This is a genomic window from Nostoc sp. CHAB 5836 (genome assembly GCF_020829445.1).
Classification (GTDB): Bacteria; Cyanobacteriota; Cyanobacteriia; order Cyanobacteriales; family Nostocaceae; genus Nostoc.
Genome location: NZ_JAIVFV010000076.1, coordinates 1 through 24,329, shown reverse-complemented (window position 1 = coordinate 24,329; position 24,329 = coordinate 1). Strand labels below are relative to the sequence as shown.

Below are 24,329 nucleotides of genomic sequence, written 5' to 3'. Positions count from 1 at the left end.
TGGTGGTCTTGAATTAGTTGGAGTCTAAATCTCCGACTAATTCAATTACGAATTACGAAACTACTTGCCACCAACCGAAAGCTGGGCCGATAAAACGGATAGTTGCCCATCCTACAACCATCAGGCCAATGCCTATCCAGGCACCACGAGTAGTCCAAGTGACAAATTGTTCGCCTTGAGTTTTTGTGATCGGAACCCAAGGTAAGATGCGAGTCTCTTGAGAGTATGTTTCCCCTAGTGTGGTTTTACGACGCTTTGCTTCACCCATAATCAGCAACTCAAATTTTATTTAGGTTCTAAATTTATCTTGCCAGGAATCATGGCTACAGAGAGGCGATGAATCGCATCGCTTTCTATAAGCTGATAATAGTGCTTGCTTTTAGACGATCGCGTTTTGGTTGACAAAATGTAAATTAGGTATGGGGCACTTGTACTGCCCTTAAGAGCGGGACGCACTCGCGTTCGACTACGCAGTTCGACTGCGGTTCCATCTCTTCTTAGGCTACGCCAACGAGCAAAGTCGAGATGCTCACCGTAAACTCAGGAACCGGGAAGCCGTTGGCGCAGCCTCTGGTAGAGTTGTATGGGGAATTGACAACTCAACTTTAAGCAGAATTTTCCTCATTGGTGTTAGAAAACAGACTGGGATCGAGATAGTTAATGCGTGCTAGAGGACTTAAAGCTGCGAGAATTTGAGCGCCGTAGCTGCGGTTAACCACACGACTATCAAGCAAAGCAACAATGCCTTGACTTTCTCGCACTGGAGCGATCGCCCGTTGTAATTCATTCAAAGCTGCCGGCAACAAATATAAACGAAACCAATCTTGATGCGATCGCTTATAACGAGCTACCCTAGCAGCGACCAGGGGATTTTCCAGAGATGGTAGGGGTAAAGTAGCAATAATTAAGAGATGAGGTGCCGGCAAGACTCGTTGATGTTCTCGCCAAAATTCCCAACCGCTAATCAAAATACCATTTTCATCTAAACAAGTTTTTTCTACTTGCACCCGTGAACCAAACTCTGAGGCCAGAATTGCCGCAACTTGAGACTTGAGTGGTACATCCCCTACCAAAACAACCGTTAATCCTGGTGCTGTAGCACTTAGACAAACCAGCGTGCGGACTTTGTGAATAAATGCCGCTTGAAATTCTGGTGTGTTAGGTAGGGGCAGCTTATAGGGTACATAAAGTTGAATGGCTTCGGCTTGACTCTCCGAAGAGAATTTCAGGCAAGTTAAATCGTCCAAACCCAGGCGCTGTCGGAAAAGGGGAGCCTCAGTTTCCGGTTCGATAGCGCTACCAATTAAAACTACTGGTTGTCGCTGCCAAATGGGCGAGAGTATTTCCCCTAATTCCATTGGCGCGTAGTGCAAAGAAAATAAACCTTGTCGATGGGCTATAGTCGCCCAGAAGAGAGCAGGGGGGGATGAGGGAACGGGGGGGGATGAGGGGGATGAGGGGGATGAGGGGGATGAGGGGGAAAGATTTTCTTGAAATTGTTGGCAGAATTGTTTCCAAGGTTCTGGCAGTGCTTGTACTGACTCTAAAGCCAAATACAGACGGCTTAAAATTTCTATTTCTGGCTGGGAAATTAGATAGCACTCATAGGGATTAGCAGGATGCTGAAAAAGTTCATGTGTCAGTTGGATCCGCGCTTCGCGAATTGCCTCAGCTTGGTTTGGGTAAGCCAACATGAGTTGATCCCAATCATGGGGTTGAATATCTTGGGTAAGTTGATCACGCACCCAATCTTCGAGATCATCTACCCCATCGATAATTGTGGGAATACCTTGGGGAAAGCGATCGCCACCAGCTAATTGTCCTCTTAACCAAGCTTCCGGGGAGGTCAACAGTAGCCCTTCAAACTCACCACCAGGCCAAGCATCACCTGTTCTTATCGATTTATTGGCTGGTAGCCACTGCTGTAGACGGGGAATTTCCACCCGCAGCAGAAGTTGCTGCACCGCTTCTTGAGCAACAATAATTACAGGGCCATGCCACATCAGGGCTGATGCTACGAAACTAGTACGATATCGCCCTTGATAGCCACAAACCGCCCCGACTTGAATTAGGGCGCTACGTCCCAGGCGCAAGGCGCGTGCTACCAACCGTGCCATCGTCAAATGATGGGGCCAGGAAGGGAACCCCGCTTGCGATCGCAAAAAGTTATGTAGTGACAAATGAACTTCTGCCTCAATCACACGCTTTTAATTCCATACAAAGTGACTTTTACGAGCAAAGCCCCATTTCTATTATGTTGTCATTTGTCATTTGTCCTTTGTCCTTTGTCCTTTGCCATTGATCCAAAACTAATGACCAATGACTAATGACTAATGACTAATGACCAATGACCAGTGACCAATGACTAATGACCAATGACCAATGACCAATGACCAATGACCAATGACCAATCACCCAATACCCTAAATTATGCCAACTTACACAGGAATTTCCAGCGAAGCCTTCAGGCATCCACTAGATCGCCAAGCCGAGCAAGCTTTACGAAATTTACCGGGATTTGATTTAATCGCTCGTAAATTTGTGGAATTTATCTACGAACGCCCTCAATTAGTCTATCTAATGGGTAACACCATCCAAGTCGGGCCGCGTCAATATTCCACTATTTACCAAATGTTTCGGGAATGCGTCCGAGATTTGGACATTTACCCAGAACCTACACTGTTTGTCTCGCAAAATCCCCAAGCAAATAGCTATGCACTGGGGCAAGAGAATCCTTACATAGTCATAAATACAGAGGCACTAGACTTACTAGACGAAGCCGAGATTCGGGCGGTGCTAGCCCATGAACTGGGGCATATTAAATGTGGTCATACTATTTTAATTCAAATGGCGATGTGGGCGATGAGTGCTGCTTCTGCCATAGGAGAATTGACCTTCGGCATTGGTAATGTTGTCACACAGGGCTTGATTTACGCCTTTTTTGAGTGGCGGCGGAAAGCTGAGTTATCGTCTGATCGCGCTGCACTACTAGTGATGGATGACTTGAATCCTGTGATGTCAACAATGATGAAACTCTCTGGCGGTAGTCGCAAATATGCCAATGAATGTAGTTTACAAGAATTTATCAAGCAGTCCGAAAATTATCAGGCACTAGATGAAGATGGATTAAATCAGGTGTATAAATTATTGATGTATAATGGCGCTCAGGGTATGATGTTGAGCCATCCTTTCCCTGTGGAACGCTTGCATTATTTACGGACGTGGGCAGTATCCGAAGAATACCAGCAAATCCGCCGCGGAAATTATCAGCGATCGCCTGCTTCCGGATCAGTAAATGTTGCAGCAGAATCCTCCGAAAATCAAACAGAAATTTTACGCCGTCAAATTGAAGAATTACAACGTGAAATCGACAGAATCCGAAGACCTGAGTAGTTTTTAGCTGAAACAGCAAGAAGCCCCACGTCTCACTTTTAGGAGCGTGGGATGAATTGCGAGTGAGTTGACGACAGTTTCCCGACCCATGGGACAGCGCGGTCGGGAAACATGGAGGAAACGAACAAATCTAAGTTAAAATTAATAAACAGGGGCGGCAGGGCATTCCGTCTCTCTAATAAAGCTCATCGCCTCCTAAGCAATAGCCGGATTGGGTGAGAAGCCTACACTGTACTGTACTCAGTACAGTGTAGGAGTATGTCACTAAATAAAGATTAGTAGGGTGCGTTAACGCAGTGTAACGCACCTCTTTTATGGGAAATTAAGAATACTTAGAAGATAACCAGATAATTACTCCAGTTCCCAGTACACAAATAATTCCCGCCAAACCCGCGAGGGGTTTTTTATTTTTACCTGTAAACCAGTCAGAGACTTTACCTGTGTAAGTAATTAGTTCTGCTGTATCCAGTGTAGCGATCGCCCATACCCATCCCGCGTGCAATCCCCAAGCTAAACTCAAATTACCGCTTCCAGCAAAGCGTGCCAACACCAGTACCATTCCCATCAGCCACAATCCAGGAAGTTGGGGTGCCGTTTCGCGCTGCTCCCAAACCAGGTGCAGCAAGGCAAAAATCAAGCTAGAAATTGCTGCTGCTACCCAAACTGGATAATCCCGCGCTAATTCCGTAAACAGGAAACCGCGAAAAACTAACTCTTCTATCCCACCGACTAATAACGCTATTAAGAAAATCGGTAGCAAGATGGGTAGTACTAACTTAAAATTCGTCTTTTGAAAAGAACACCAACCTAACCCGAATTGCCCACTAAATACAATAGCTAGGCTCACCACTCCCAAACCGAAACCTAGTGCTAAAGAACCAAGAGTTGAAAGATTACCAACAAAGCCGTAATCTGAAAAAGATTTCTTAGTCAACCAACTAACTCCCCAGAGAATCAGGGGAGCTAATAGGTAAAGTGAGACCAATAACGGCATCTTTTGCTCTGGCTGCAAAGGTTTAGAGGGCTGCCAATTAAGCAATATTGCTGATACTGTTGCTACTGGCAACCAGCAAACTATCCAGCAAATAAAAAATGCCATCACTATAACTAGTGCTGGTGCATTTTCCATAAACGCGAGTAAGACGTTGACCGAAGGTTCAAAGAAAGTTATCAAAATAAACAAAAAAAACACGATAGACTTCTTGCATTATAGATTTCTTGCTGAATAATCAAGACTCTACTAAATTTCGTGACTTTTGCAAGGGGTCTAATCGTATTTTTGGGGACAAAATTTTCTCAACAGAGCTACCAGTTTGCCATCGGGGTAAGGACAAGTTATCATCAGCTGAAACTTATCCCTACGTCAGCAAATTTACTCTTCGTCTTCCAAATCTTCGTCTGATTCGTCAGAATCTACATCTTGTGAGATTAATTTTTTATCAGTTTCACCGAGTTGAATCAGGTGAATATGTTTGTATCCCAGCCTAATTTCAAACTCATCTCCAGCCTTTAAGCCCATTGCTTTGGTATATGTAGCACCAATTACGATCTGACCATTTTGATGGACACTTACCCGATATGTCGGTTCACGACCACGACCATCTTTCGGTGCTTCTGGACTTAGAGGAATTCCTCTAGCAGATAGCAAAGCGTCATAAAAATCAGTGAGATTGACACGAACCTGGTTATTCTTAGTAACAGTGTAATAGCCGCACTGTTTAGCTCTTTCTCGGCGTGGTAAAGTGGAAAGTTCTTTCACTTTACCAAGTAGTGCTTTTCCGGTTAATGGCGCGGTTGCAGTTTCAGTCATTATGCTCAAATTTTCCTTACTCTCTCCAAACTGATAAACGATGTAGTCTCATGCCAGCATTTGGCTTTTTAGCATTTGCATCGAGCTACTGAAGACCCTAGTGTAACGAGTGAATTCCTGCCGATAGGAGCCAAAAGCACTTCTATTATGGTTGTCCACAACCAACTAGAGGCCATAGTTACCACAGACATTAATTTTAGTGATGTTACGGCACTTTTAACCATTCTTCGCCATCAGAAAGAAAACTATTTTCTCCTTTGGCGCTACTGTAGCGGTGTAACTTTCAGCCACCTTTACAAATGGGGTAGGTTCTACTGCAAATAAGTCGTAGACCCAAGAAATTGCAGGTTTTTCACTTTCAGTGCTTGCCTTTCTTGCCAATGAGCAAGTAGAGTTTTCTCTACTCGTCCCTTCAAGCTTAGGACAGCATAGTATTTCAATAGAGTCCTATGGGCATACACCCTTTTGTACTGCCAGTAGAGACGTGAATTTTCTTGTCTCCACATTACGAATCAATAAAGCAGTAGTAGCCGCGCTGGTACGGCTCTTGATTCTGCTTTTGTTGCTTCCTAATTTTATATTAAATACTAGCATGGACTAATAATAGCAAAATAGTTGTTTAATTTTGAATTAAAGTTGCTGGTAAATTTTTATTTAAATTTCTGGACTTAAAGCTGGGAAAAAGCAGTGAGGATTTTCCTAACCCTTGATTGCAAGCGTGAGTATTGCTCTATGGCTTTTATAAAAATTTATCTAATTTAGAGCAGCAGTTTTGAGCAATGAGTTAAATCCAAGATTTTCTTGATTGAGAGGAAGCAAAAATCTAAAAGTCTGGCGCATCCGGGATTACCGGTACAAGAACTTTTTTTGAAAGTGGTAAGGATTTGTCCTGCGTTTATTACCCTAAGCTCAAAGGCTGCCAGATAATTTTGTACGTGTGTCTATGGAAATAATAAATCTCTTAACATCTGCCTAGCGCTTGATTGCCACTACTATTCAAAGCTGCAATTACATTTTTGGCGTTTTATCTCAAAATTTGACACAAATGTTGTCTACAGCTATGGTACAAGTAAAATTTTAATGGTTATCCTTAAACTAGAATCAATGGCTCTTTCATCCTCAGCATCTTAACAGCAGGGTTTGAATTCAGGGCAAAAAAAGTATAGCTCACTTTTCGCAACTGCCTGTCTTGACTCATGATTGTTGAGGCTGGTGAAGCAATTTTAAAATTTTGGTTAGTGGTCATGGAAGTTATTTTTAAGGTCATTCGACAGCAACAGAATTCCTCCCCGATTGTGCAAACCTACCTCCTAGAGGCAGAACCAGGCAATACAATCCTGGATTGTTTGAATCATATTAAGTGGGAGCAAGATGGAACTTTGGCGTTTCGCAAAAATTGCCGCAATACCATTTGTGGTAGCTGTGCTATGCGAATTAATGGGCGTTCGGCTTTAGCTTGTAAGGAAAATGTTGGCAGTGAACTTGGCAGATTACAACAAATAGCATCATCCCAAAGTAAAGTAAATGCCATTGGTGAAATCACGATCGCACCTCTCGGCAATATGCCCGTGATTAAAGATTTGGTCGTAGATATGAGCAGTTTCTGGAATAATCTAGAAGCAGTTGCGCCTTATGTGAGTACAGCAGCACGACAAGTACCAGAAAGAGAGTTTTTGCAAACACCACAAGAGCGATCGCGCCTCGATCAAACTGGCAACTGTATTATGTGCGGTGCTTGTTACTCTGAATGCAATGCCCGTGAAGTTAATCCAGACTTTGTTGGCCCCCATGCCCTTGCCAAAGCTTACCGGATGGTAGCAGACTCCCGCGATCGCGACACCGAAAATCGTTTAGAAAGCTACAACGAAGGTACTAAAGGCGTATGGGGTTGTACCCGTTGTTTGTATTGCGATTCAGTTTGTCCAATGGAAGTTGCACCATTAGAACAAATCACCAAAATCAAACAAGAAATTCTCACCCAGAAACAAGCCAGCGATAGTCGCTCAATTCGTCACCGGAAAGTATTGGTGGATTTAGTTAAAGAAGGTGGTTGGATTGATGAACGTCAATTTGGTGTACAAGTAGTCGGTAACTATTTTCGCGACTTAAAAGGATTACTCAGTCTTGCACCCCTCGGTTTGCGGATGATCCTCCGAGGTAAATTTCCCCGATCATTTGAACCTTCAGAAGGGACGGAACAAGTGCGATCGCTAATTGAATCTGTGCAAAACAAAAGTTAGAAGTTAGAAGTGAGGAGTGAGGAGTTAAAATTTCTAACTCCCAACTCCCAACTCCCAACTCCTAACTCCTAACTCTATTTGAACGCACCGCCAACCAAATCTTGCGATTATGGTTGGGGATTCTTGCGCTTTTGAAGCCAAAAGACTTCTAAGCGTTTCCAGGCATACTGGCGTCCTCAGTGAATCGTAGAAACTTTTGTCTACCCAAACCCCAGAAAAACTAGCAATTCCTAAATAAATAATTGCTGTAAATGGTCGTGCCTCTACGAAATTTCGCTTTGCCGTACCAGTGTTATTCTACTACAATGAAGATTCACTTTTATTTTGGTTCTCCCTAACCCCACCTAAAATGTAAACATTTCCAAGTATTTTTAGGTGGGGACTGCGGGAGAACATTTCTGTTCAACGAGGATCTTGAGGTATATTCAACGGCTGTCCATAACGGTCATATACTAAAACATCCCACTGCCCATTGTTACTAGATTCAAAAGCAATCCTGCTACCATCAGCGCTAATTGTAGGGTTGCGGACTTCCGCTTGTAGATTACTAGTCAAATTCCGTGATTGGCGCGTTTCCCTGTCGTAAAGAAAAATAGCCGATCGCCCCTGACGGCTAGCACCAAACACAACATAACGGCCATCTTGTGAAACACTAGGATGAGTTGCGATCGCATCAAAAGAGTTTAAACCTGGCAAATCAACTAAATCGCGAGTTACCGTATCAAACATATAAACATCTTGGCTACCCCGTCGGTCAGTAATAAAAACAATGTATCTCCCAGAAATTTGGGGGTTTAATTCCGACGCTAAACTATTGAGACTCCGACCCCCCGGATCAAAGGGATAACTCAAAAGGCGAGGGTAGCCAAAACACCCACTCAATAAACTTAAACATAAAAATACAGGTATAAAAAAAACACGTTTCATATATTGGCCATTGGGCATTGGACATGGAGAAGAGACAAGGTAGACAACGAAGAGAGGGGAGACAAGGAAGAGACTTAATTTTAATAATTCCTCCTCATCTCCCTCATCTCCCTCATCTCCCTCATCTCCCTCATCTCCCTCTACGGAGGTGAACCCACGGTTGCACCATTGGGAATATCTAACTCAATATTTGGCCCCCGGTCTAGGACTTCAATATCCCACTGACCACGAGTGGCGGTTTCAAAGACAACATAACGTCCATCGGGGCTAATATTTGGTTTTCTGACCCAGCCACGATAGATTGGTGTAACGATTTGCGACTGTTGTGTAGCGCGATCATAAAGCGCCACCACAGGTCTACCTTGGTCACTGGTAAGATAAGCAATATAACGCCCGGTGTAGCTCAAGCTAGGACTTTCAGCAATTGTCTCCTGTCGGTTTATCCCCGGTGTGGCAATAAAAAGTTGCCTCTCCAAATCGAAAACCAGTAGCTGCTGATTACCATTTCGATTAGATACAAACGCTAAAAAGCGCCCATTTCCACTCAAAGCAGGTTGATCCTCAGTGTAGCGACTGTTGAGGGAAGTAGGCCCTATGGGAATATTGTTAGAACCACAAGATACAAGCAAACTTGTTAAACCAAAAACCAGGCTCCAATGAATTGGTCTTTGGAGCCAAAATGTAGGCGTAAATTTTTCCACCTCAACTGTTTTCCGTTGCCTCTGAACCTACTTCTAGGCTAACTTTTTTAAACATCGTCATCAAAATCGGTCGAATTATCTGGCCCTTCATTTGGCTTTTCAATCGGGTTGTATGGCACATAATCAGTTGGGATCGCCTCATCATCTTCGCGCGGTTTTCGAGGAGTTGAGTCAGTGGGCGGACGACGCCTTCTCGGTCTGGGAGCAACATCATCTTCACGATTTTCGGGACGCTGGGGCCCGTTATTAGTGCGGCGAGAAGGTTTTCTGACTTCCCCACCCGAACTTTCCCAATCATCGACTTCCCTAGATGAAGAACCCCAATTCTCTTCTTCAGAGCTTTCAGAAGGGCGATTTACGGGACGACCAGAAGTACGCCTACGTGTTCTATCCCCTGAAGCCTGTCTTTCACTATTGCTGCTGTTGCGGCGTTCAGAACGACGGGGGGCTTGCTCCTCGTAGTAGTTATCACGAGTGGAAATCTCATCCCTGCTACCCCGAATCCGGGCACGCACTGGGCGTTCCTCCTCGTCTTCATAAGGCAGTGGATCTAAGTCTGCATCCATTTCAGCTTGATATTTTCTCCGATCATTGTACGAATAGCGATCGCTAACCGGTCGGTCTTCGTCCACAATCGGAGTGTTACGCTTTGCTTGCTGGGTAGCTATACTCCGCAAGCGAATACTTTCAACTGCAAAAAACACAGTTGTGCCAACTAATAGCAGTTGGCCAAATTGTAAAATCGGGTCTAGCCGCCATCCTTGAAAGACGAGAATAAAGCCGCAGAGCAAGCCAACTGCCGCAAAAAAGATATCTTGATCCCGTGACAATTCTGGACGCACAGTGCGGAGAAAATACAGTGCTGCCCCAGCCACAGCCAGGAAAATTCCTAGAATACTGGCTGAGTTTGCTCCAAAATTTACCTGAGCCAGAAAACTGGCTGAGTTCAGCCCAAAATTTATCATTGCTGTTTTCCCAATATCAAATCTATGCTAGCGAGTCACAATTAAAATCACTACTCTAATTAGTCACGATAAATATTGAAGCTTCAAAGCCTCTGGCAAAGAAGCTCTGAAGCTGCTCACCGAAAAATAAAAACACCTATGTCTGTCAGCTACAACAACTGCCACCAGCCGCAGTTTCTGCTGCTTTTGGTGGAATTAAGTAGATAGCTGACAGACAATCGATTATGAGAGTTGAATTCAACTCTCATAAGCATTATGAACGCTGAATCTTATCTTTCTGGCTAATGAAAATTAGACCAACTGTAACGGGTATTACAACAATTGCAGTACCCCATAGCAGACTCCAAAGAAAATTTGCTAAAGAAGGCGTCATACTTCTAAACCTTTTTTTACACACTTCATCCTAATTTTAATAGTGTATTACTTTCTTGAGAAGCCTCTAACTCGGAACAGCCAAACTTGATAATTGCTGTGAGCCAGGTTACTTTTTTATTTCGCGAGGAAGTAGCAGCATTTGGTTAAAATAATGATGAGAGTGCTTTACAAAGCTTCAAATTTCGTGGCGATCGCCTAAGTTTTTCTTTCTTTACAAGTTAGTCGGTAAGGGTAAAGCTCAGTGGCTTTAGCTTTGAGATCTAAGCAACTCGTGCGGTTTTAACCGCATTCAGAATTAATTTTTGGTACGGGGACTGGTATAATATAATTATGCCACAGGTAGAATAACCGCTAGCACAAATGGATAACCAACCCCAAAACGACTGGCTAGGAAAAAATAATGGATAGTGGGTAGCGAGTAAACCACGATAAATAAAAGCTAGGATGCCAACGCGCATTCAGACCAGTAAACAACATTACTTATTCATCGGACAAAGTACCGTAGGGCATACGGGAACTAGAAAAACGATTTTCTAACGCTTAGGGAGATGAAGCCCACTGGGATTGTTTAAATTAGACTCAGCACTTTGTTCTCTGGAACGGGTGTGAGGTTTAAATACTGCCGTAAGGATAGACAATTTTAAGGCACGTCAATGAGCTAAGAATCTCAGTGTCTTCAGACCTGAGAGTGTCAAGATAGATAGTACCTTAAACTGATGACTGGTGTTGACCTGACTGCTTGGATTCTGGGCCCTGTGTTAGGGCTGATGACATTTTTATTTATATTCCGGATCATTCTCACTTGGTATCCGCAAGTGGATCTGAATCGTTTGCCCTTTAATTTAATAGCTTGGCCCACTGAGCCATTTTTAATTCCGTTGCGAAAGCTAGTGCAACCTATAGGTGGGGTAGACATTACACCTATTATTTGGGTTGGCATCTTCAGTCTGCTACGAGAAATTCTGCTAGGTCAACAAGGATTGCTGACTATGCTATCTCGTGTGAATTAGGGATGGGGCATTGGGCATTGGGCATCTGGCATTAGTTACACCTCATCCCCCTCATCCCCCTCATCCCCCCACTCCCCACTCCCCTAACCGTTCATTTCCTGCACAAAATTGGTATAAACATTACCCTGCAAAAACTGTGGAGTTTCCATAATTCTTTGATGAAACCCAATGGTAGTGGGTAGTCCAGTGATAGCACATTCCCGCAGTGCGCGTTTCATACGGTTAATAGCAGTGGGCCGGTCTGGGGCCCAAACAATTAACTTGCCGATTAAGGAATCGTAGTAAGGCGGGATTTGGTAATCTGTGTAAACGTGAGAATCAATCCGAACACCAGGGCCTCCGGGGGGAAGATAGCCACTGATCCGTCCAGGAGAAGGACGAAAATCATGATCCGGGTCTTCTGCGTTGATCCGGCATTCGATCGCATGACCCCGCAAAACTACTTGCTCTTGTGTAAGTTTAAGTCTTTCCCCTTGGGCAATCCGAATTTGTTCGGCAACCAAGTCTATTCCAGTAATCATCTCTGTTACAGGATGTTCTACTTGAATCCGGGTGTTCATTTCCATAAAGTAGAATTTACCGGATCTATCCAAGAGAAACTCGATAGTACCCGCCCCACTGTAATTAATGAATTGGGCAGCTTTGACAGCAGCTTGTCCCATTTTCTCACGCAGGTCTTGGTCGAGAGCCGGACTGGGAGCTTCTTCTAGTAGCTTTTGATTCCGGCGCTGAATTGAGCAATCCCGTTCGCCCAAGTGGATAACATTACCGTAGTTATCCGCCAAAATTTGAAATTCGATGTGGCGGGGACGCTCAATAAATTTTTCTATATAAACGCCAGAATTACCAAAAGCTGCTCCTGCTTCTCCTTGGGCTGCGAGGAAAAGTTTGACAAACTCATCTTCAGAATGCACCAGGCGCATACCCCGTCCACCACCACCGGCGGTGGCTTTGATCATCACTGGATAACCAATATCTTTGGCGAATTTTAATCCTTCTTCATCGGATTCTACCAACCCCTCAGTACCTGGTACTGTCGGGACTCCAGCTTTTTGCATGGTTTCTTTGGCAGTGGATTTATCCCCCATCAGCTTGATAGCTTCTGGAGTTGGGCCGATAAAAGCAATATGATGGTCGGCACAGATTTCTGCAAACCGGGCATTTTCTGACAAAAAGCCATAACCTGGATGAATGGCAGTAGCATTGCGTGTCAGTGCGGCAGCAATAATATTGGGAATATTCAAATAACTTTTACTGCTAGCAGGTTCGCCAATGCAAACCGCTTCATCAGCAAGTTGGACGTGGAGAGCATTCCGGTCAACGGTAGAGTGAACCGCGACTGTCGCAATCCCCATTTCTTCACAGGCGCGGAGAATGCGAAGGGCGATTTCTCCCCGATTGGCAATTAATATTTTGTCAAACTTCATTTTTTAGTTTCGATATCATTACCAGTAGATTGACATTTTCTCTGATCAAACTTGAAACAACGCTTGGGCATTATTTCAAATTATCACAGGAGATTCGTCACCCTGATTCTAAGCAAACTCTCATATTGCAGGATTGCTACCTCTACGGGTCTTACTACACTAACAACATTGCTGCTGTAAGTCTTGGCTAGCTTACCAAACTAGGCTTTGGCATCACCGATAGCATAGCGTTATCGACGCAGCGAAAAGTCGGAGTTGCGGCTTGGGCTGATCTGTTAGCGACTGTGCGTAGCCTCACTTTTCAAGACAGGAGCGTCATAGCCTGTCGTAGACATCGCTATCAAGCGGGCGGATACACCATCGCACCCCAGTAGCTCTACCCTGTTTAATATCACTTGTGCAACTGCTAGATTTCTGTCAATCTGATACCGCCTTGAAAAATTTACATTTTTGAACAACTGAGTTTAGATATCACCTTACTATAATTATTTTCTTATGCTATAGTCTATCTTTAGAGAAACCATGCGGATGTGGCGGAATTGGTATACGCGCACGCTTGAGGTGCGTGTGGCTTTGCCTTGCGAGTTCGAGTCTCGCCATCCGCATTTTTGGTTGTTTAGCAAGGGTCAATAGTCAAAGGTCAAAGACCTAAGATTATTGACCCTTAAATCTAGAGGGTCATTGGTCATTGGTCATTGGTCATTGGTACTGAGCGAAGTCGAAGTATTGGTCATTGGTCAAAGGACAAAGCGCAAAATCTCTTGCGAGATTAGACCCTTTGCGGCTTGCCCAGGCATCAGAAATTTGTAAGAGAGGACAAATGACAAATGACAAATGACAAATGACAAATGACAAATGACAAATGACAAATGACTCTATGGTTTTTTATGCTTTTATAGAGATATGTGAAGTTTTGTAAAAAGCATTGAGTATTACTTTTACGGCGACAAACAACTTAACACTGCCAGCAGCTTGGCATCGCCTCACTCCGATTTGGCAAGGAGGGGAGGAAGTAATTCAACAAAGTTTACCTCATACTCAGCTAGCACCTGCTTGGCAGTTAATGCTTTTGGGTGACGGCTCTCCAACACGTCATCTAGAATTGCTTACAGGTGAACCTATAGAAGTAGATGTCATTGATATGTCATTGATTGGCATGGACTTGGATGGCGCTCCTGAGTTAATCCAAGCTGTTCCAGGGCCGCGACTACGGCGACAAGTATGGCTGCGTACTGCTTCTGGTCAACGATTAGCCTATGCTACCTCGTGGTGGGAAGCCAGTCATGTAGATGAGTATTTGCAAAATCGTTCATTACCAATTTGGGCGAGTTTAGCTCGTCTTCGTACAGAGTTGTATCGGGATGTTCGAGGGATTTACTACGGTGACTCATCGGCGCTAGAGTGTGGTTTTGATGCAACTGGGCCTTTTTGGGGTCGCCACTACTTGTTTTGGCATCATGGACAGCCACTAACGTTAATTTATGAAGTTTTTTCGCCTTATTTAACCAAATATTTGGGGGCTATGCAATTAAAATCATGAGTTTTCGGTGATGGTTTGCCGTTGTTGTGCGATCGCATTCTCTCTAAAATAGAGTCATCCCCCAAGATAAACCATGATTCAATTTAAAACCCAACTCACCCTTGAAGAATTTCTGACACTTCCTGAAGGAGATATCACCTACGAACTCATTGATGGAGAAGCTGTTGCTAAATTCAAAAACGATGAGATGGCACCAAAATTTTTTCATAGTTGTATAACAGGTGCGTTATTTATACTATTGTCTGCATGGGCGGGAGGAAAGGGGCGGGTTGTAATTGAATGGGCAATTAAGCTAACGCGAAATCAACAAGACTGGGTTCCTGTAGCAGATTTGACTTATATTTCTTATAACCGTCTGTCTGCTGATTGGTTGCAAGATGAGGCTTGTCCTCTTGCACCCGAATTAGTCATTGAAATTATCTCCCCTGGTCAAACTTTCGGAGAAATGACCGAAAAAGCAACTGATTATCTCAAAGCTAAAGTTCAACGAGTTTGGATTATTGATTCTAGAGCTAAAACTATTACTATTTTTTATCCTGATATTCTGCCTCAGACTAAACGCGGTACTGATAGTTTAGAAGATTCCTTATTTGAAGGGTTGCAAATTACGCCTCAATTAATCTTCCAACAAGCAAGAATTTCCTACTGATGTTAGTAGCACTTACGCAAAATCATGAAAAAACGAACCGCCAACGCGAGTGCGTCTCCCCTTCTCCCAAAGGGAGAGGCTAGCGCCAAGGGAGAAGTACGCCAAGTACGCCAAGAAATAAGAGTTGCAGAGAGTTTTTGCGTAAGTCCTGGTTAGTAAGAAAGACGCGAGGAAAGGTTTAATGAATACTGTTGTGTTAAATCTAGAACCGATTGCTCATTTAACGGATGAGCAATTTTATCAATTGTGTATTGCCAATCGTGATTTAAGCCTGGAAATGAATGCAGCCGGAGAATTAATAATTATGCCACCAGTAGGAGGAGAAAGCGGAAATCAAGAAGCTGATTTAATTACAGACTTGAATATTTGGAATCGTCAAGCTAAATTAGGAAAAGTTTTTAGTTCTTCAACTATCTTTATACTTCCTAACGGTGCAAAACGTTCTCCTGATGCTGCTTGGGTAAAATTGGAAAGGTGGGAAGCTTTGACACCAGAACAACGAAAAAAATTTCCGCCACTTGTACCCGATTTTGTAATTGAACTGCGTTCGGAGACAGATCGCCTTGCACCGATTCAAGAGAAAATGCAGGAATACATTCAAAATGGTCTGCGCTTGGGTTGGCTGATTAATCCTCAAGATCGTCAAGTTGAAATTTACCGACTTTTGAAAGCTGTAGAAGTTGTGCGTCTTCCAGCGATTGTTTCTGGAGAAGATATATTACCTGGATTTGAGTTGCAAGTATAGCTAACCATCAGCCTGGAGGTATAGCTTGGCTTACCGCATTGTCCCAAAAAATACTGCACTTGTGATGTGGCGCGATCGCCTATCGCTGCCGACCAAAGCCAAGTAGCTGAAATTGAGTTTCAGCTTTGTCCAATTAGTTATATTCTCTAATTGCTTGAAATAACAGATTTACTTGCAGAAACTTTCCGACTGAGGTATTAATTTTAGGGAAACGTCCTACGAAATTCAACAAAGCGTGTTAAAAATGGTAACTGAGTCAAAAACACAGCTTTTGAAAGAGTAGGGAAGGTTGATTACCGAAGTATCATCAACATCGAGGGTAGAAAAATTTAATCTAATTAGCTGCCCTAAAGAATGGTTAACCCTGTTGGTGTACTTGACTAATCAAGCAAGTAATAAGTTTGCAAGTATGAGGTATAGGTTTCAATGGCACCGCCTGTTGTGTCTGTTCCGATGAAGAAAAATAAGAAACCGTCTCTGGTGCTGACGCTCTCGTCTGCTGGATTATTGATTGGTGCCGGCAGTATAGCATACTGGTTATTAAGCCAGAGGCAAATATCTTCTAGCGATTTGCTAGTAGGTGCAAATATTATTCCTGGTGATGCGCTGGTTGCGGTTTCCTTAACAACAGATCCCCAGCAGTGGCAAAAATTACGCGACTTTGGGACAAAAGAAACCCAAGCAGAACTGGATAAAAATTTAGTAGAATTGCGCGATCGCTTTCTCACTAATAATGGTTACGACTTCCAGAAAGATATCGCTCCTTGGGTAGGTAATGATGTTACAATCGCAATCCTTGCCCCAGCAATAGCGAGTAAAGCTGCACCCAAACCAGTTACCAGCAATGAAGATGCTGCCAGTGATCAGCAGTCGATGGTAATGGTATTACCAGTGAAAAATCCAGAAATTGCCAAAATACTTTTGGCACAACCCAAAAGCCTTAAACAAGGCAAATGGATTGAGCGTATTTATCAAGGGATCGCCATTAAACAAAGTGAGGGACAAGCAGGGGAAAACTTCTCAGCAGCATTACTAGATGGGCGTTTTTTAGTCATAACTGATAGTCCCAAAGCCACAGAACGAGCGATCGATGCCTATAAAAATAAAACATCCCTAGCTACAACAGGGGGCTTTGCTGAGAATTTTCCGAAAATTGCCAACTACCAACCCTTTGCCCAGTTTTACGTCAACGTGCCAACAGCAGCCAAAATAGCCGCAGCTTCTCCAAACCGCCCTTTACCTGCTCAAGTTTTGGCTCAACTGCAAAATAACCAAGGTTTAGCGGGGACAATGACCTTAGAATCAGAAGGAATCCGCTTCAAGGGCGTTTCTTGGCTAAACCCTAATAGTCAACGTGTACTGGCGGTGGAAAACAAAGCTGGCAAAATGCCAAGCCGCTTACCAGCAGAAACCTTAATGATGTTATCTGGCGGTAACTTACAAAGGTTGTGGGGAGATTACGTTTTAACATCCCAGGGAAATCCCCTCTCGCCGATGGCACCAGAACAGCTGCGGAGTGGTGTAAAATCTCTGATCAATCTCGATTTGGATAAGGATTTGCTCAGTTGGATGAAAGGCGAATTTTCCTTATCATTGATTCCTAATACTTCAAAAGAGGGATCACCAGATGATTTTCGTGCGGGTTTGGTATTCATGGTACAGGCAAACAGTGCCTACGACGGGCAAAGCCTACGCCAATCAGCTGAAACATCCTTAAAACAGCTAGATGATGTGATGAGAAATCAATATCAGTTCCAAGTCCAACCGGGGAAAGTCGCAGGTCAACCCGTTGTTAACTGGGTTTCACCTTATGGTACATTAACTGCCACTCACGGCTGGTTAGATGGAGATGTTGCCTTTTTGGTAGTGGGCGCTCCCATCACTGATAAAATTGTTCCCAAACCTAACAATACACTAGCTAGCACAATCCGCTTCCAACAAACAGTTCCTACAGAACCAAATCCGACAAATGGTCAATTTTTCTTGGATGTGGAACGAACGGTGAAAAACTTCCCTTTACCGACTCTAATTCCCAATCAGCAAACTTTGCTAGATGCAACGCGCTCAATTGGGATGACATCTGCTGTCAGCGACAGTCGCAGTAACCGTTACGACATTTTTATCGCACTCAAAAAAGTGAGTAGATAGGGGAGTGGGGGGATGAGGGAGGAAGTCGAAGAGATGCTCCATTCTCTATTTCCCTTTAACCATATAGGATCAGAACAGTAAGAATCGATATTTTAAATTATCCACGGAGAGAAGACTTTATGAATCTGGTTGTACTCCAGAACTGGCTGGACAATGCCTCCTTTGCGATATTATTCCTGACAATGCTGGTGTATTGGGGAGGAGCGGCTTTTCCGAATCTGCCTTATCTAGCCGCTTTGGGGACAGCTGGGATGGCGATCGCGAATTTGTGCATAGCGACTCTCTTAGGGGCACGATGGATAGAAGCTGGTTACTTTCCCTTAAGTAATCTCTATGAATCTCTGTTTTTCTTAACTTGGGGAATTACCGCCGTCCATCTAATTGCCGAAAATAGTAGCCGTAGCCGCTTAGTAGGAGTTGCTACAGCTCCGGTGGCAATGGCGATCGCTGCTTTTGCCACGATCACATTACCATCGCAAATGCAAGCGTCAGAACCCCTAGTACCTGCATTGAAGTCAAATTGGCTGATGATGCACGTTAGCGTCATGATGTTGAGTTATTCTGCTTTGATGGTGGGTTCATTGTTAGCGATCGCTTTCTTAATTGTGACTCGCGGTCAAAATATCCAACTACAAGGCAGTTCTGTAGGTACTGGTGGCTATCGCAGCAACAGCTACCGCTTACACAAAGCAGCTGAACTAATTTCTCAACCACCAGCCCCTGCTGTCGAAAATAACGGCTTTGCTCGTTTTGAAAGTAGTAGCAACGGTAACGGTAACGGTAACACCGCAGTTTTGGGTTTAGTCACAACAACCCCAATCCCAAATCCCCAATCCCAAATCCCAAATTCTGAACCCCTTTCACCCCAGCGCCTTAGCCTTGCCGAAACCCTCGACAACATCAGCTATCGCATCATCGGGCTGGGATTTCCCCTGCTGACAATTGGTATCATTGCCGGTGGCGTTTGGGCCAACGAAGCCTGGGGTTCCTACTGGAGTTGGGATCCCAAAGAAACTTGGGCATTAATCACCTGGTTAGTGTTCGCCGCCTACCTTCACGCCAGAATTACTCGCGGTTGGCAAGGCCGCCGTCCCGCAATTTTAGCCGGTACTGGCTTGATTGTCGTTTGGGTTTGCTATCTCGGTGTGAATCTTTTGGGTAAAGGTTTGCATTCTTACGGTTGGTTTTTCTAACAACCTAGGTATTTTGTATTTGGTCATTTTTTGACTATTTCAGCGGATTTAAAAATTCTGAAACGACCAAACCACGTTAAATAGTTGATAATTTTCTCAACTATTTTCGAGATTCCAAAAAACCTACCCTTGAAAGGTTGGGGGATCAGGGCAAATTCTCTCTCAAAGTCTCTCTCCTAAAAGGAGAGAGACTTTGAATTTTCACCCTTCCCGCATCAGTAAGGGGATTAGGTTAATCGTTAGCTTTTCCACATAATGTGAAAAGTCAGGTTTCAAAATAGACGTGGCTTAAATCTATAAAATCATCATTTTATTTTCGGATGAACTGTTATATCTCTGGAAAATATATAGGACTTACGCAAAAACTCTCTGAAACTCTTGTTCCTTTGCGTCCAATTCTTACGAGACGCACTCGCGTTTGCGGTTCGTTTTTTCATGATTTTGCGTAAGTCCTGATATAGATTTAGTGACAGGAGATTTTTATGGAAGATGGATTTGAGAGACTAAATCACGATGAAGTTGTGTCTATAGAACCAGACACTTTTAATAAGTTAAATATTGCTAAAACTTTTAAAGTCCGTGATTTGATTACGGCAATTAAAGAATATATTGGGGCAGAAGAGACAGATGAAGTAAATTTGTATACCCAAGGATTAAGTTGTGAAGTTTTGCAATTTAGTACTCAGGGATGGAAAAAAGGAAAAGTTAGACTTGCTTTAGAATTTTGTCCTGATGAATCTGAGTCACCACTTGATGAAATTTTTCTAAAACTTAAACAAGTGGAAAACTAATACTCGCTTTGATTTTTGAAATTGTGTACACACCTACAACTGATAAGAAGCCGTCAAAGCCACCGCCAAAGCATCCGCAGCATCATCCGGCTTAGGAATCTCATCTAAATCCAACTCCCGCGCCACCGCTTCTTGTACTTCCAACTTATCGGCATTGCCATATCCTGTTAAAGCTTGTTTAATTTGAGCAGGAGTAAATTCTACATAAGGAAGACGACGTTGACCTAACACTAAAATGACTATACCCCGCGCCTGTGCAACCAGGATTGTACTTGACATCCGATAAAAGAATAGTTTCTCGATCGCTACTAAATCTGGTTGAAATTCCTCCATCACGGTGTGTAAATCATCAAACAAGGTACATAGCCGTTGTCCCATTTCCACATCTGCCGACGTTTTAATGACGCCAAAATCCAGCATATTTACTGTAGTCTCTGGTATCTTGTTGAGATTTTGTGTGCAGCTAATTGCCCCAAATCCTAAAATTGCCAGTCCTGGATCTAATCCTAAAATTCGTTTTTCCATTAAATTCACTTTTACCAAGCCAGGGTGTTGTTTAACTAGGAATGCTGGCAATCTTGACTACTTGCTCTTAGTCTAATGGGATTGACAAATATAATAGTTTCACGCCTAATGTTTTAAACCAAGTGGTGTAAATTTTCTGTTAATTATTGTTTGTAGCACTGCTCCGAATCAGGTATGTCAATTGGTTTTCTTAGACAATCCCTCAAGGCCCTGCAAAAGCAGTCGCGCTCTCGTACTTCCTATCGTGTTAACCAGTGGTTTAAATGGTTATCCCCTGGACTATCGGTAAAACGTTGGTTGTTGATCAGTATTGGGGGTGTACTGCTAGCAAGTTTGGGGTTAGCTATTTGGATTAAGTTAACCCCAATTTTTTGGATAATTGAGTTGGTTAGGGGTTTCCTGGGAGTAATCACCAACATCTTACCCAACTATATCAGCGGCCCTTTAGTGCTGCTGGGTGGCTTGCTGTTAGTGCTTTGGGGGCAAACTCGTACCGTAGGCTCAATTACTAAGGTACTAAGAGCAGAAGGTGGAGAGGAACTCATTGATGTCTTGATGGCTCATCGTCGATTGTACCGAGGCCCAAAAATAGTGGTACTTGGTGGTGGTACAGGACTTTCTACGTTGCTGAGGGGACTGAAAACTTACAGCGCTAATATTACTGCTATTGTCACTGTCGCCGATGATGGTGGATCTTCTGGACGGTTGCGCCAAGAATTTGGAGTGCTACCACCAGGAGATATTCGCAATTGTTTGGCTGCACTAGCAGATGAAGAAAAGTTATTAACAGAATTGTTTCAATACCGTTTTCGGGCTGGAGATGGGTTAACGGGTCACAGTTTTGGCAATTTGTTTTTAACGGCAATGAGTGATATTACTGGAGATTTAGAACAAGCAGTTGCAGCGAGTTCCAAAGTGCTAGCAGTGCGGGGACAAGTACTACCAGCAACTCTCAGTGATGTTCACCTCTGGGCAGAATTAGCCGATGGTCGCCGCATTGAGGGGGAGTCTAGCATTCCCAAAGCCGGCGGTAAAATTGTCAAAATTGGCTGCATTCCAGCCAATCCTCCGGCGGTACCAGCAGCTATTAAGGCAATTAAAGAAGCTGATTACATCATTATTGGCCCAGGTAGCCTTTATACCAGTCTGATTCCTAATTTATTAGTACCAGAAATTGCCGATGCGATCGCTCAAACAGATGCCCCCCGTATTTATATCTGCAATATAATGACTCAACCAGGAGAAACTGAAGGCTACACTGTTGCTGACCACATTAGAGCAATTGATGCTGCTTGTGGGCAAAGACAGCTATTCGATGCTGTGCTAATACACAAAAAATCTCCCTCGGAGCAATCACTCATCCGCTACGCCGAACAAAACTCCCATCCCGTTTTCCTGGATAGAGAAGCCATAACTCAGCTAGGACGAAGGATTGTTGCAGCTAATGTTTTGTATGAAGATGAAACGGGTTTTGTCCGTCACAATCCGCAGAAACTAGCACAAGTATTGTTGCGGTGGTACGGGAAAGGTCATCATGGTAGGTAGTCATTTGTCATTTGTCATTTGTCATTTGTCATTTGTGAATAACCAATGCCCCATGCCCAATGCCCAATCGCTGAATTATGAAAATTTTTCTTGCAGATACTGAGGCGACGCTACGCTTAGGTATTACTCTTGGTGAATCCCTAACGCCTAACAGTGTAATTTTACTAGAAGGTGATTTAGGCGCTGGTAAAACTACCCTAGTTCAAGGTATTGGCAAAGGTTTGGGAATTACTGAACCCATTGTCAGTCCCACTTTCACGCTGATTAATGAATACACGGAAGGACGCCTCCCCCTTTACCACCTAGATTTATATCGCTTAGAACCACAAGAAGTTGCAGCTCTGAATTTAGAAAGTTACTGGGAAGGTGTTGAAGTCATACCAGGAATTGTGGCAGTTGAATGGGCGGAACGATTGCCCTACAAGCCAGATAATTATCTGAGTGTGAGTTTGACTTATGGGCATGAAGGCACTCGTCAAGTCGAACTCATACCATTCAATTGTGCCATTAGCAAAGTCATTGCCGCGATTTCAGCCCATTTCCCAACTGAAATACGAGGGATTTCACTTTTTTGATCACAACACTAAAAAATTTCTGCAAATAGTCGAGGGAGAACTTCACACTCGTCCCAATACTGCGCAGGTTTTGCCCAAAAACCTTAACCCGTGTAGGTTGGGTTGAGGAACGAAACCCAACATTTGGGGGGCTTTGTTGGGTTTCGCAGAGCCTCAACCCAACCTACGATTTTTCTTAACCGAGCAGTATTGACACTCGTCCTATCTGCCACTACCACGCTCGCCATTGTCAGTTACTAACATTGTTATCTCAACCAAAAAATCTCAAATCGACTTTTCTTCAATCTCAAATTGGCAGTCAGCAAAGCCGATGCCAGTTATTAGAAATTTGGGAAAATTCACAACGCTCTAGCTCTCTTTTTTAAGAGAGACTACTTTTACCTTCACCCGCTTAATAAGGGAGTCAATCCAGGCTGGGCATCTTATCCCAATAGTCTTGAACCTACGGTGATTCTTAACTTAATGGGATATATATTCCAATACGGTTCACAAAAGGGCTGAAACTCTTTTTTTTACGAACCACAGAGGCGCAGAGAACACAGAGAGAAGGAGAAGGAGGAAATGCTTAACCCAAGTGTATTGATATATATTCAGGATTGGTGTCAATACGCTTGGGTTAAGCCCCAAATCCTTTGTAGAGAGGTTGCAATGCAACGTCTCTACATACCTAAAATCAATACCAAAAATCCTTAACTGAACCTTAGTGGGATTGGTGTCTAGTAGCTTTATTGCTGTAATAAAGAGTTAAAAACTGATTTAGATCGCCGATGAATCAAGCAAGTATAAATAAGCTGTTGTTGGGTTCAATGAGAGTTTTTACAGAACTTAGTCAGCTTGGTTTAACCAGATTAGTTCCTTACCGTGATTCGGAGAAGCAATCTGGATTATTTAAGAGATAGAGAAAAATTAAACAATAATCAAGTTCTGTATAAGTGATTTAACTTTTCTTACACTTAGTATGCCCAAGTTAGGTTCACAATCTATACAAAAAAGTAACCTATTTTATTTTTTTATGAAATTAATTCTAAATAATTTTAACTAGCAACAACTTCTTAGATTCACATCTGTAATTAGCACTGATATCAAGGGAAATATGAGCTAAAACATCTCGTATTTATACAGAATTATCGTATAAATACGAGATATTCTATCCTAAATGTTGGACGTTAATATGCCTACGTGGATACACTAGATCGCCAGTTACATTAATTTTGATGTGTTCGTAGTAAGCACTGAAGTGCTTGAATTTGAGCGATTTATCGCTCACTACAAACCTTTAGTTATCTCTAATGAAAGATGCGATCGCCTGTTTGATCGGAGAACCGGAGTGGTCTCTGGTATAGTAGGTCAGACCTCGGTCAATAAATGCAGAGGTAGTATCTATTAACTGCTGAATAATCTCGAAATTAGCATTATCTATTTCTTCAGTGACTTTTTCACCTGTAAATCGGTTTTTTCGATCTTCTGGAGGTAATACAATGCGAGGATCTTTATAAGTCTCTTTTGGCTTAGGTTTAAATGTCTCATTTAAGTTAAACTGAAGACGTAAGTAACGTTTAGAATCATATCCACCCATGATTTGTCGGCAAATCGTACTATCAATCTCAGATGTAGGTTCCATAAAGATATTAGTAAGATTTTGTGCCCAATTTAAGCCTCTCCATTTGCTTATTTGCTCATATTGATATGGTTCACCAGTTTGACCTGTACCAATAGAAAGGATAGAAATATCTTCCAATCGCAGATTATCTAATTTATATTGTTGCTTGA

21 protein-coding genes, 1 tRNA gene and 1 pseudogene are annotated in these 24,329 nt (G+C 43.1%); 12 read left to right on the top strand and 11 right to left on the bottom strand.

Annotated elements, in window-relative coordinates; genetic code table 11:
* Positions 1–52 precede the first annotated feature (52 nt).
* Positions 53–268 (bottom strand): DUF2839 domain-containing protein, encoded by a 216-nt coding sequence (locus tag LC605_RS16755; protein WP_229548650.1) that lies wholly within the window; start codon positions 266–268, stop codon positions 53–55.
* A gap of 337 nt (positions 269–605) precedes the next feature.
* Complete coding sequence (locus LC605_RS16750; RefSeq protein WP_229548649.1) at positions 606–2,201, bottom strand: helicase C-terminal domain-containing protein; 1,596 nt, start codon at positions 2,199–2,201, stop codon at positions 606–608.
* A 229-nt stretch (positions 2,202–2,430) separates the two neighbouring features.
* On the opposite strand from LC605_RS16750, the gene LC605_RS16745 reads away from it, so the two are divergent.
* Positions 2,431–3,393 (top strand): M48 family metallopeptidase, encoded by a 963-nt coding sequence (locus LC605_RS16745; protein WP_229548648.1) that lies wholly within the window; start codon positions 2,431–2,433, stop codon positions 3,391–3,393.
* A gap of 322 nt (positions 3,394–3,715) precedes the next feature.
* On the opposite strand, the gene LC605_RS16740 is transcribed toward LC605_RS16745, so the two are convergent.
* Entirely contained in the window at positions 3,716–4,585 is an 870-nt protein-coding gene (locus LC605_RS16740) for a type II CAAX endopeptidase family protein (RefSeq protein ID WP_309143266.1), read from the bottom strand.
* 180 nt (positions 4,586–4,765) lie between these two features.
* Positions 4,766–5,203, bottom strand: coding sequence for an AbrB family transcriptional regulator (locus LC605_RS16735; RefSeq protein ID WP_229548646.1), 438 nt, complete (start codon positions 5,201–5,203; stop codon positions 4,766–4,768).
* A 1,244-nt stretch (positions 5,204–6,447) separates the two neighbouring features.
* On the opposite strand from LC605_RS16735, the gene LC605_RS16730 reads away from it, so the two are divergent.
* Entirely contained in the window at positions 6,448–7,443 is a 996-nt protein-coding gene (locus LC605_RS16730; RefSeq protein ID WP_229548657.1) for a succinate dehydrogenase/fumarate reductase iron-sulfur subunit, read from the top strand.
* A 402-nt stretch (positions 7,444–7,845) separates the two neighbouring features.
* On the opposite strand, the gene LC605_RS16725 is transcribed toward LC605_RS16730, so the two are convergent.
* From LC605_RS16725 to psbX, 4 genes are all read right to left on the bottom strand, one after another.
* Positions 7,846–8,370, bottom strand: coding sequence for a Tol biopolymer transporter periplasmic protein (locus LC605_RS16725; RefSeq protein ID WP_229548645.1), 525 nt, complete (start codon positions 8,368–8,370; stop codon positions 7,846–7,848).
* A 140-nt stretch (positions 8,371–8,510) separates the two neighbouring features.
* Complete coding sequence (locus tag LC605_RS16720) at positions 8,511–9,071, bottom strand: hypothetical protein (RefSeq protein ID WP_229548644.1); 561 nt, start codon at positions 9,069–9,071, stop codon at positions 8,511–8,513.
* Between the two features lie 47 nt (positions 9,072–9,118).
* On the bottom strand, positions 9,119–10,036 hold the full coding sequence (locus LC605_RS16715) for a Ycf66 family protein (RefSeq protein ID WP_229548643.1): 918 nt from the start codon (positions 10,034–10,036) through the stop codon (positions 9,119–9,121).
* A gap of 253 nt (positions 10,037–10,289) precedes the next feature.
* Positions 10,290–10,409, bottom strand: coding sequence for a photosystem II reaction center X protein (psbX, locus tag LC605_RS16710; protein WP_012412183.1), 120 nt, complete (start codon positions 10,407–10,409; stop codon positions 10,290–10,292).
* A gap of 718 nt (positions 10,410–11,127) precedes the next feature.
* Between psbX and LC605_RS16705 the strand changes: the two genes are divergently transcribed.
* Positions 11,128–11,421 (top strand): YggT family protein, encoded by a 294-nt coding sequence (locus tag LC605_RS16705; protein WP_229548642.1) that lies wholly within the window; start codon positions 11,128–11,130, stop codon positions 11,419–11,421.
* A gap of 83 nt (positions 11,422–11,504) precedes the next feature.
* Here LC605_RS16705 and accC read toward each other — a convergent pair whose 3' ends face one another.
* A complete protein-coding gene (gene accC / locus LC605_RS16700) occupies positions 11,505–12,848 on the bottom strand; it encodes an acetyl-CoA carboxylase biotin carboxylase subunit (RefSeq protein ID WP_229548641.1) in 1,344 nt (447 codons plus the stop codon).
* Positions 12,849–13,372: 524 nt separating this feature from the next.
* Between accC and LC605_RS16695 the strand changes: the two genes are divergently transcribed.
* The 7 genes from LC605_RS16695 to LC605_RS16665 all read left to right on the top strand — a co-directional run bounded on the left by LC605_RS16695 (position 13,373) and on the right by LC605_RS16665 (position 19,914).
* Positions 13,373–13,453, top strand: a tRNA-Leu gene (locus LC605_RS16695).
* 320 nt (positions 13,454–13,773) lie between these two features.
* A complete protein-coding gene (locus LC605_RS16690; RefSeq protein ID WP_229548640.1) occupies positions 13,774–14,388 on the top strand; it encodes a chorismate lyase in 615 nt (204 codons plus the stop codon).
* A gap of 73 nt (positions 14,389–14,461) precedes the next feature.
* Positions 14,462–15,037 carry a Uma2 family endonuclease gene (locus tag LC605_RS16685; RefSeq protein ID WP_229548639.1) on the top strand — a complete coding sequence of 192 codons (576 nt, stop codon included), beginning with the start codon at positions 14,462–14,464 and terminating at the stop codon, positions 15,035–15,037.
* A 181-nt stretch (positions 15,038–15,218) separates the two neighbouring features.
* Positions 15,219–15,782 (top strand): Uma2 family endonuclease, encoded by a 564-nt coding sequence (locus tag LC605_RS16680; protein ID WP_229548638.1) that lies wholly within the window; start codon positions 15,219–15,221, stop codon positions 15,780–15,782.
* Positions 15,783–16,208: 426 nt separating this feature from the next.
* Positions 16,209–17,930, top strand: a complete 1,722-nt coding sequence (locus LC605_RS16675) for a DUF3352 domain-containing protein (protein WP_229548637.1) — start codon at positions 16,209–16,211, stop codon at positions 17,928–17,930.
* Positions 17,931–18,049: 119 nt separating this feature from the next.
* Positions 18,050–19,123: a c-type cytochrome biogenesis protein CcsB gene (ccsB, locus tag LC605_RS16670; RefSeq protein WP_229548636.1), complete on the top strand. Its 1,074-nt coding sequence runs from the start codon at positions 18,050–18,052 to the stop codon at positions 19,121–19,123.
* Positions 19,124–19,605: 482 nt separating this feature from the next.
* On the top strand, positions 19,606–19,914 hold the full coding sequence (locus LC605_RS16665; protein WP_229548635.1) for a KGK domain-containing protein: 309 nt from the start codon (positions 19,606–19,608) through the stop codon (positions 19,912–19,914).
* Positions 19,915–19,947: 33 nt separating this feature from the next.
* On the opposite strand, the gene ruvC is transcribed toward LC605_RS16665, so the two are convergent.
* Complete coding sequence (gene ruvC / locus LC605_RS16660) at positions 19,948–20,439, bottom strand: crossover junction endodeoxyribonuclease RuvC (protein ID WP_229548634.1); 492 nt, start codon at positions 20,437–20,439, stop codon at positions 19,948–19,950.
* Positions 20,440–20,613: 174 nt separating this feature from the next.
* Between ruvC and yvcK the strand changes: the two genes are divergently transcribed.
* Positions 20,614–21,984 carry a gluconeogenesis factor YvcK family protein gene (gene yvcK, locus LC605_RS16655; RefSeq protein WP_229548633.1) on the top strand — a complete coding sequence of 457 codons (1,371 nt, stop codon included), beginning with the start codon at positions 20,614–20,616 and terminating at the stop codon, positions 21,982–21,984.
* Between the two features lie 77 nt (positions 21,985–22,061).
* Entirely contained in the window at positions 22,062–22,559 is a 498-nt protein-coding gene (tsaE, locus tag LC605_RS16650; protein WP_229548632.1) for a tRNA (adenosine(37)-N6)-threonylcarbamoyltransferase complex ATPase subunit type 1 TsaE, read from the top strand.
* Between the two features lie 1,276 nt (positions 22,560–23,835).
* On the opposite strand, the pseudogene LC605_RS16645 reads toward tsaE, so the two are convergent.
* A pseudogene (locus LC605_RS16645) lies at positions 23,836–24,329 on the bottom strand (patatin); the annotation flags it as partial.

What these genes read in the sequence shown, in the direction of transcription:
- LC605_RS16755 (WP_229548650.1), bottom strand. Translation starts at nt 268, where the DNA reads ATGGGTGAAGCAAAGCGTCGTAAAACCACACTAGGGGAAACATACTCT.
- LC605_RS16745 (WP_229548648.1), top strand. Translation starts at nt 2,431, where the DNA reads ATGCCAACTTACACAGGAATTTCCAGCGAAGCCTTCAGGCATCCACTA.
- LC605_RS16735 (WP_229548646.1), bottom strand. Translation starts at nt 5,203, where the DNA reads ATGACTGAAACTGCAACCGCGCCATTAACCGGAAAAGCACTACTTGGT.
- LC605_RS16730 (WP_229548657.1), top strand. Translation starts at nt 6,448, where the DNA reads ATGGAAGTTATTTTTAAGGTCATTCGACAGCAACAGAATTCCTCCCCG.
- LC605_RS16725 (WP_229548645.1), bottom strand. Translation starts at nt 8,370, where the DNA reads ATGAAACGTGTTTTTTTTATACCTGTATTTTTATGTTTAAGTTTATTG.
- LC605_RS16715 (WP_229548643.1), bottom strand. Translation starts at nt 10,036, where the DNA reads ATGATAAATTTTGGGCTGAACTCAGCCAGTTTTCTGGCTCAGGTAAAT.
- psbX (WP_012412183.1), bottom strand. Translation starts at nt 10,409, where the DNA reads ATGACGCCTTCTTTAGCAAATTTTCTTTGGAGTCTGCTATGGGGTACT.
- LC605_RS16705 (WP_229548642.1), top strand. Translation starts at nt 11,128, where the DNA reads ATGACTGGTGTTGACCTGACTGCTTGGATTCTGGGCCCTGTGTTAGGG.
- accC (WP_229548641.1), bottom strand. Translation starts at nt 12,848, where the DNA reads ATGAAGTTTGACAAAATATTAATTGCCAATCGGGGAGAAATCGCCCTT.
- LC605_RS16685 (WP_229548639.1), top strand. Translation starts at nt 14,462, where the DNA reads ATGATTCAATTTAAAACCCAACTCACCCTTGAAGAATTTCTGACACTT.
- LC605_RS16680 (WP_229548638.1), top strand. Translation starts at nt 15,219, where the DNA reads ATGAATACTGTTGTGTTAAATCTAGAACCGATTGCTCATTTAACGGAT.
- LC605_RS16675 (WP_229548637.1), top strand. Translation starts at nt 16,209, where the DNA reads ATGGCACCGCCTGTTGTGTCTGTTCCGATGAAGAAAAATAAGAAACCG.
- ccsB (WP_229548636.1), top strand. Translation starts at nt 18,050, where the DNA reads ATGAATCTGGTTGTACTCCAGAACTGGCTGGACAATGCCTCCTTTGCG.
- LC605_RS16665 (WP_229548635.1), top strand. Translation starts at nt 19,606, where the DNA reads ATGGAAGATGGATTTGAGAGACTAAATCACGATGAAGTTGTGTCTATA.
- ruvC (WP_229548634.1), bottom strand. Translation starts at nt 20,439, where the DNA reads ATGGAAAAACGAATTTTAGGATTAGATCCAGGACTGGCAATTTTAGGA.
- yvcK (WP_229548633.1), top strand. Translation starts at nt 20,614, where the DNA reads ATGTCAATTGGTTTTCTTAGACAATCCCTCAAGGCCCTGCAAAAGCAG.
- tsaE (WP_229548632.1), top strand. Translation starts at nt 22,062, where the DNA reads ATGAAAATTTTTCTTGCAGATACTGAGGCGACGCTACGCTTAGGTATT.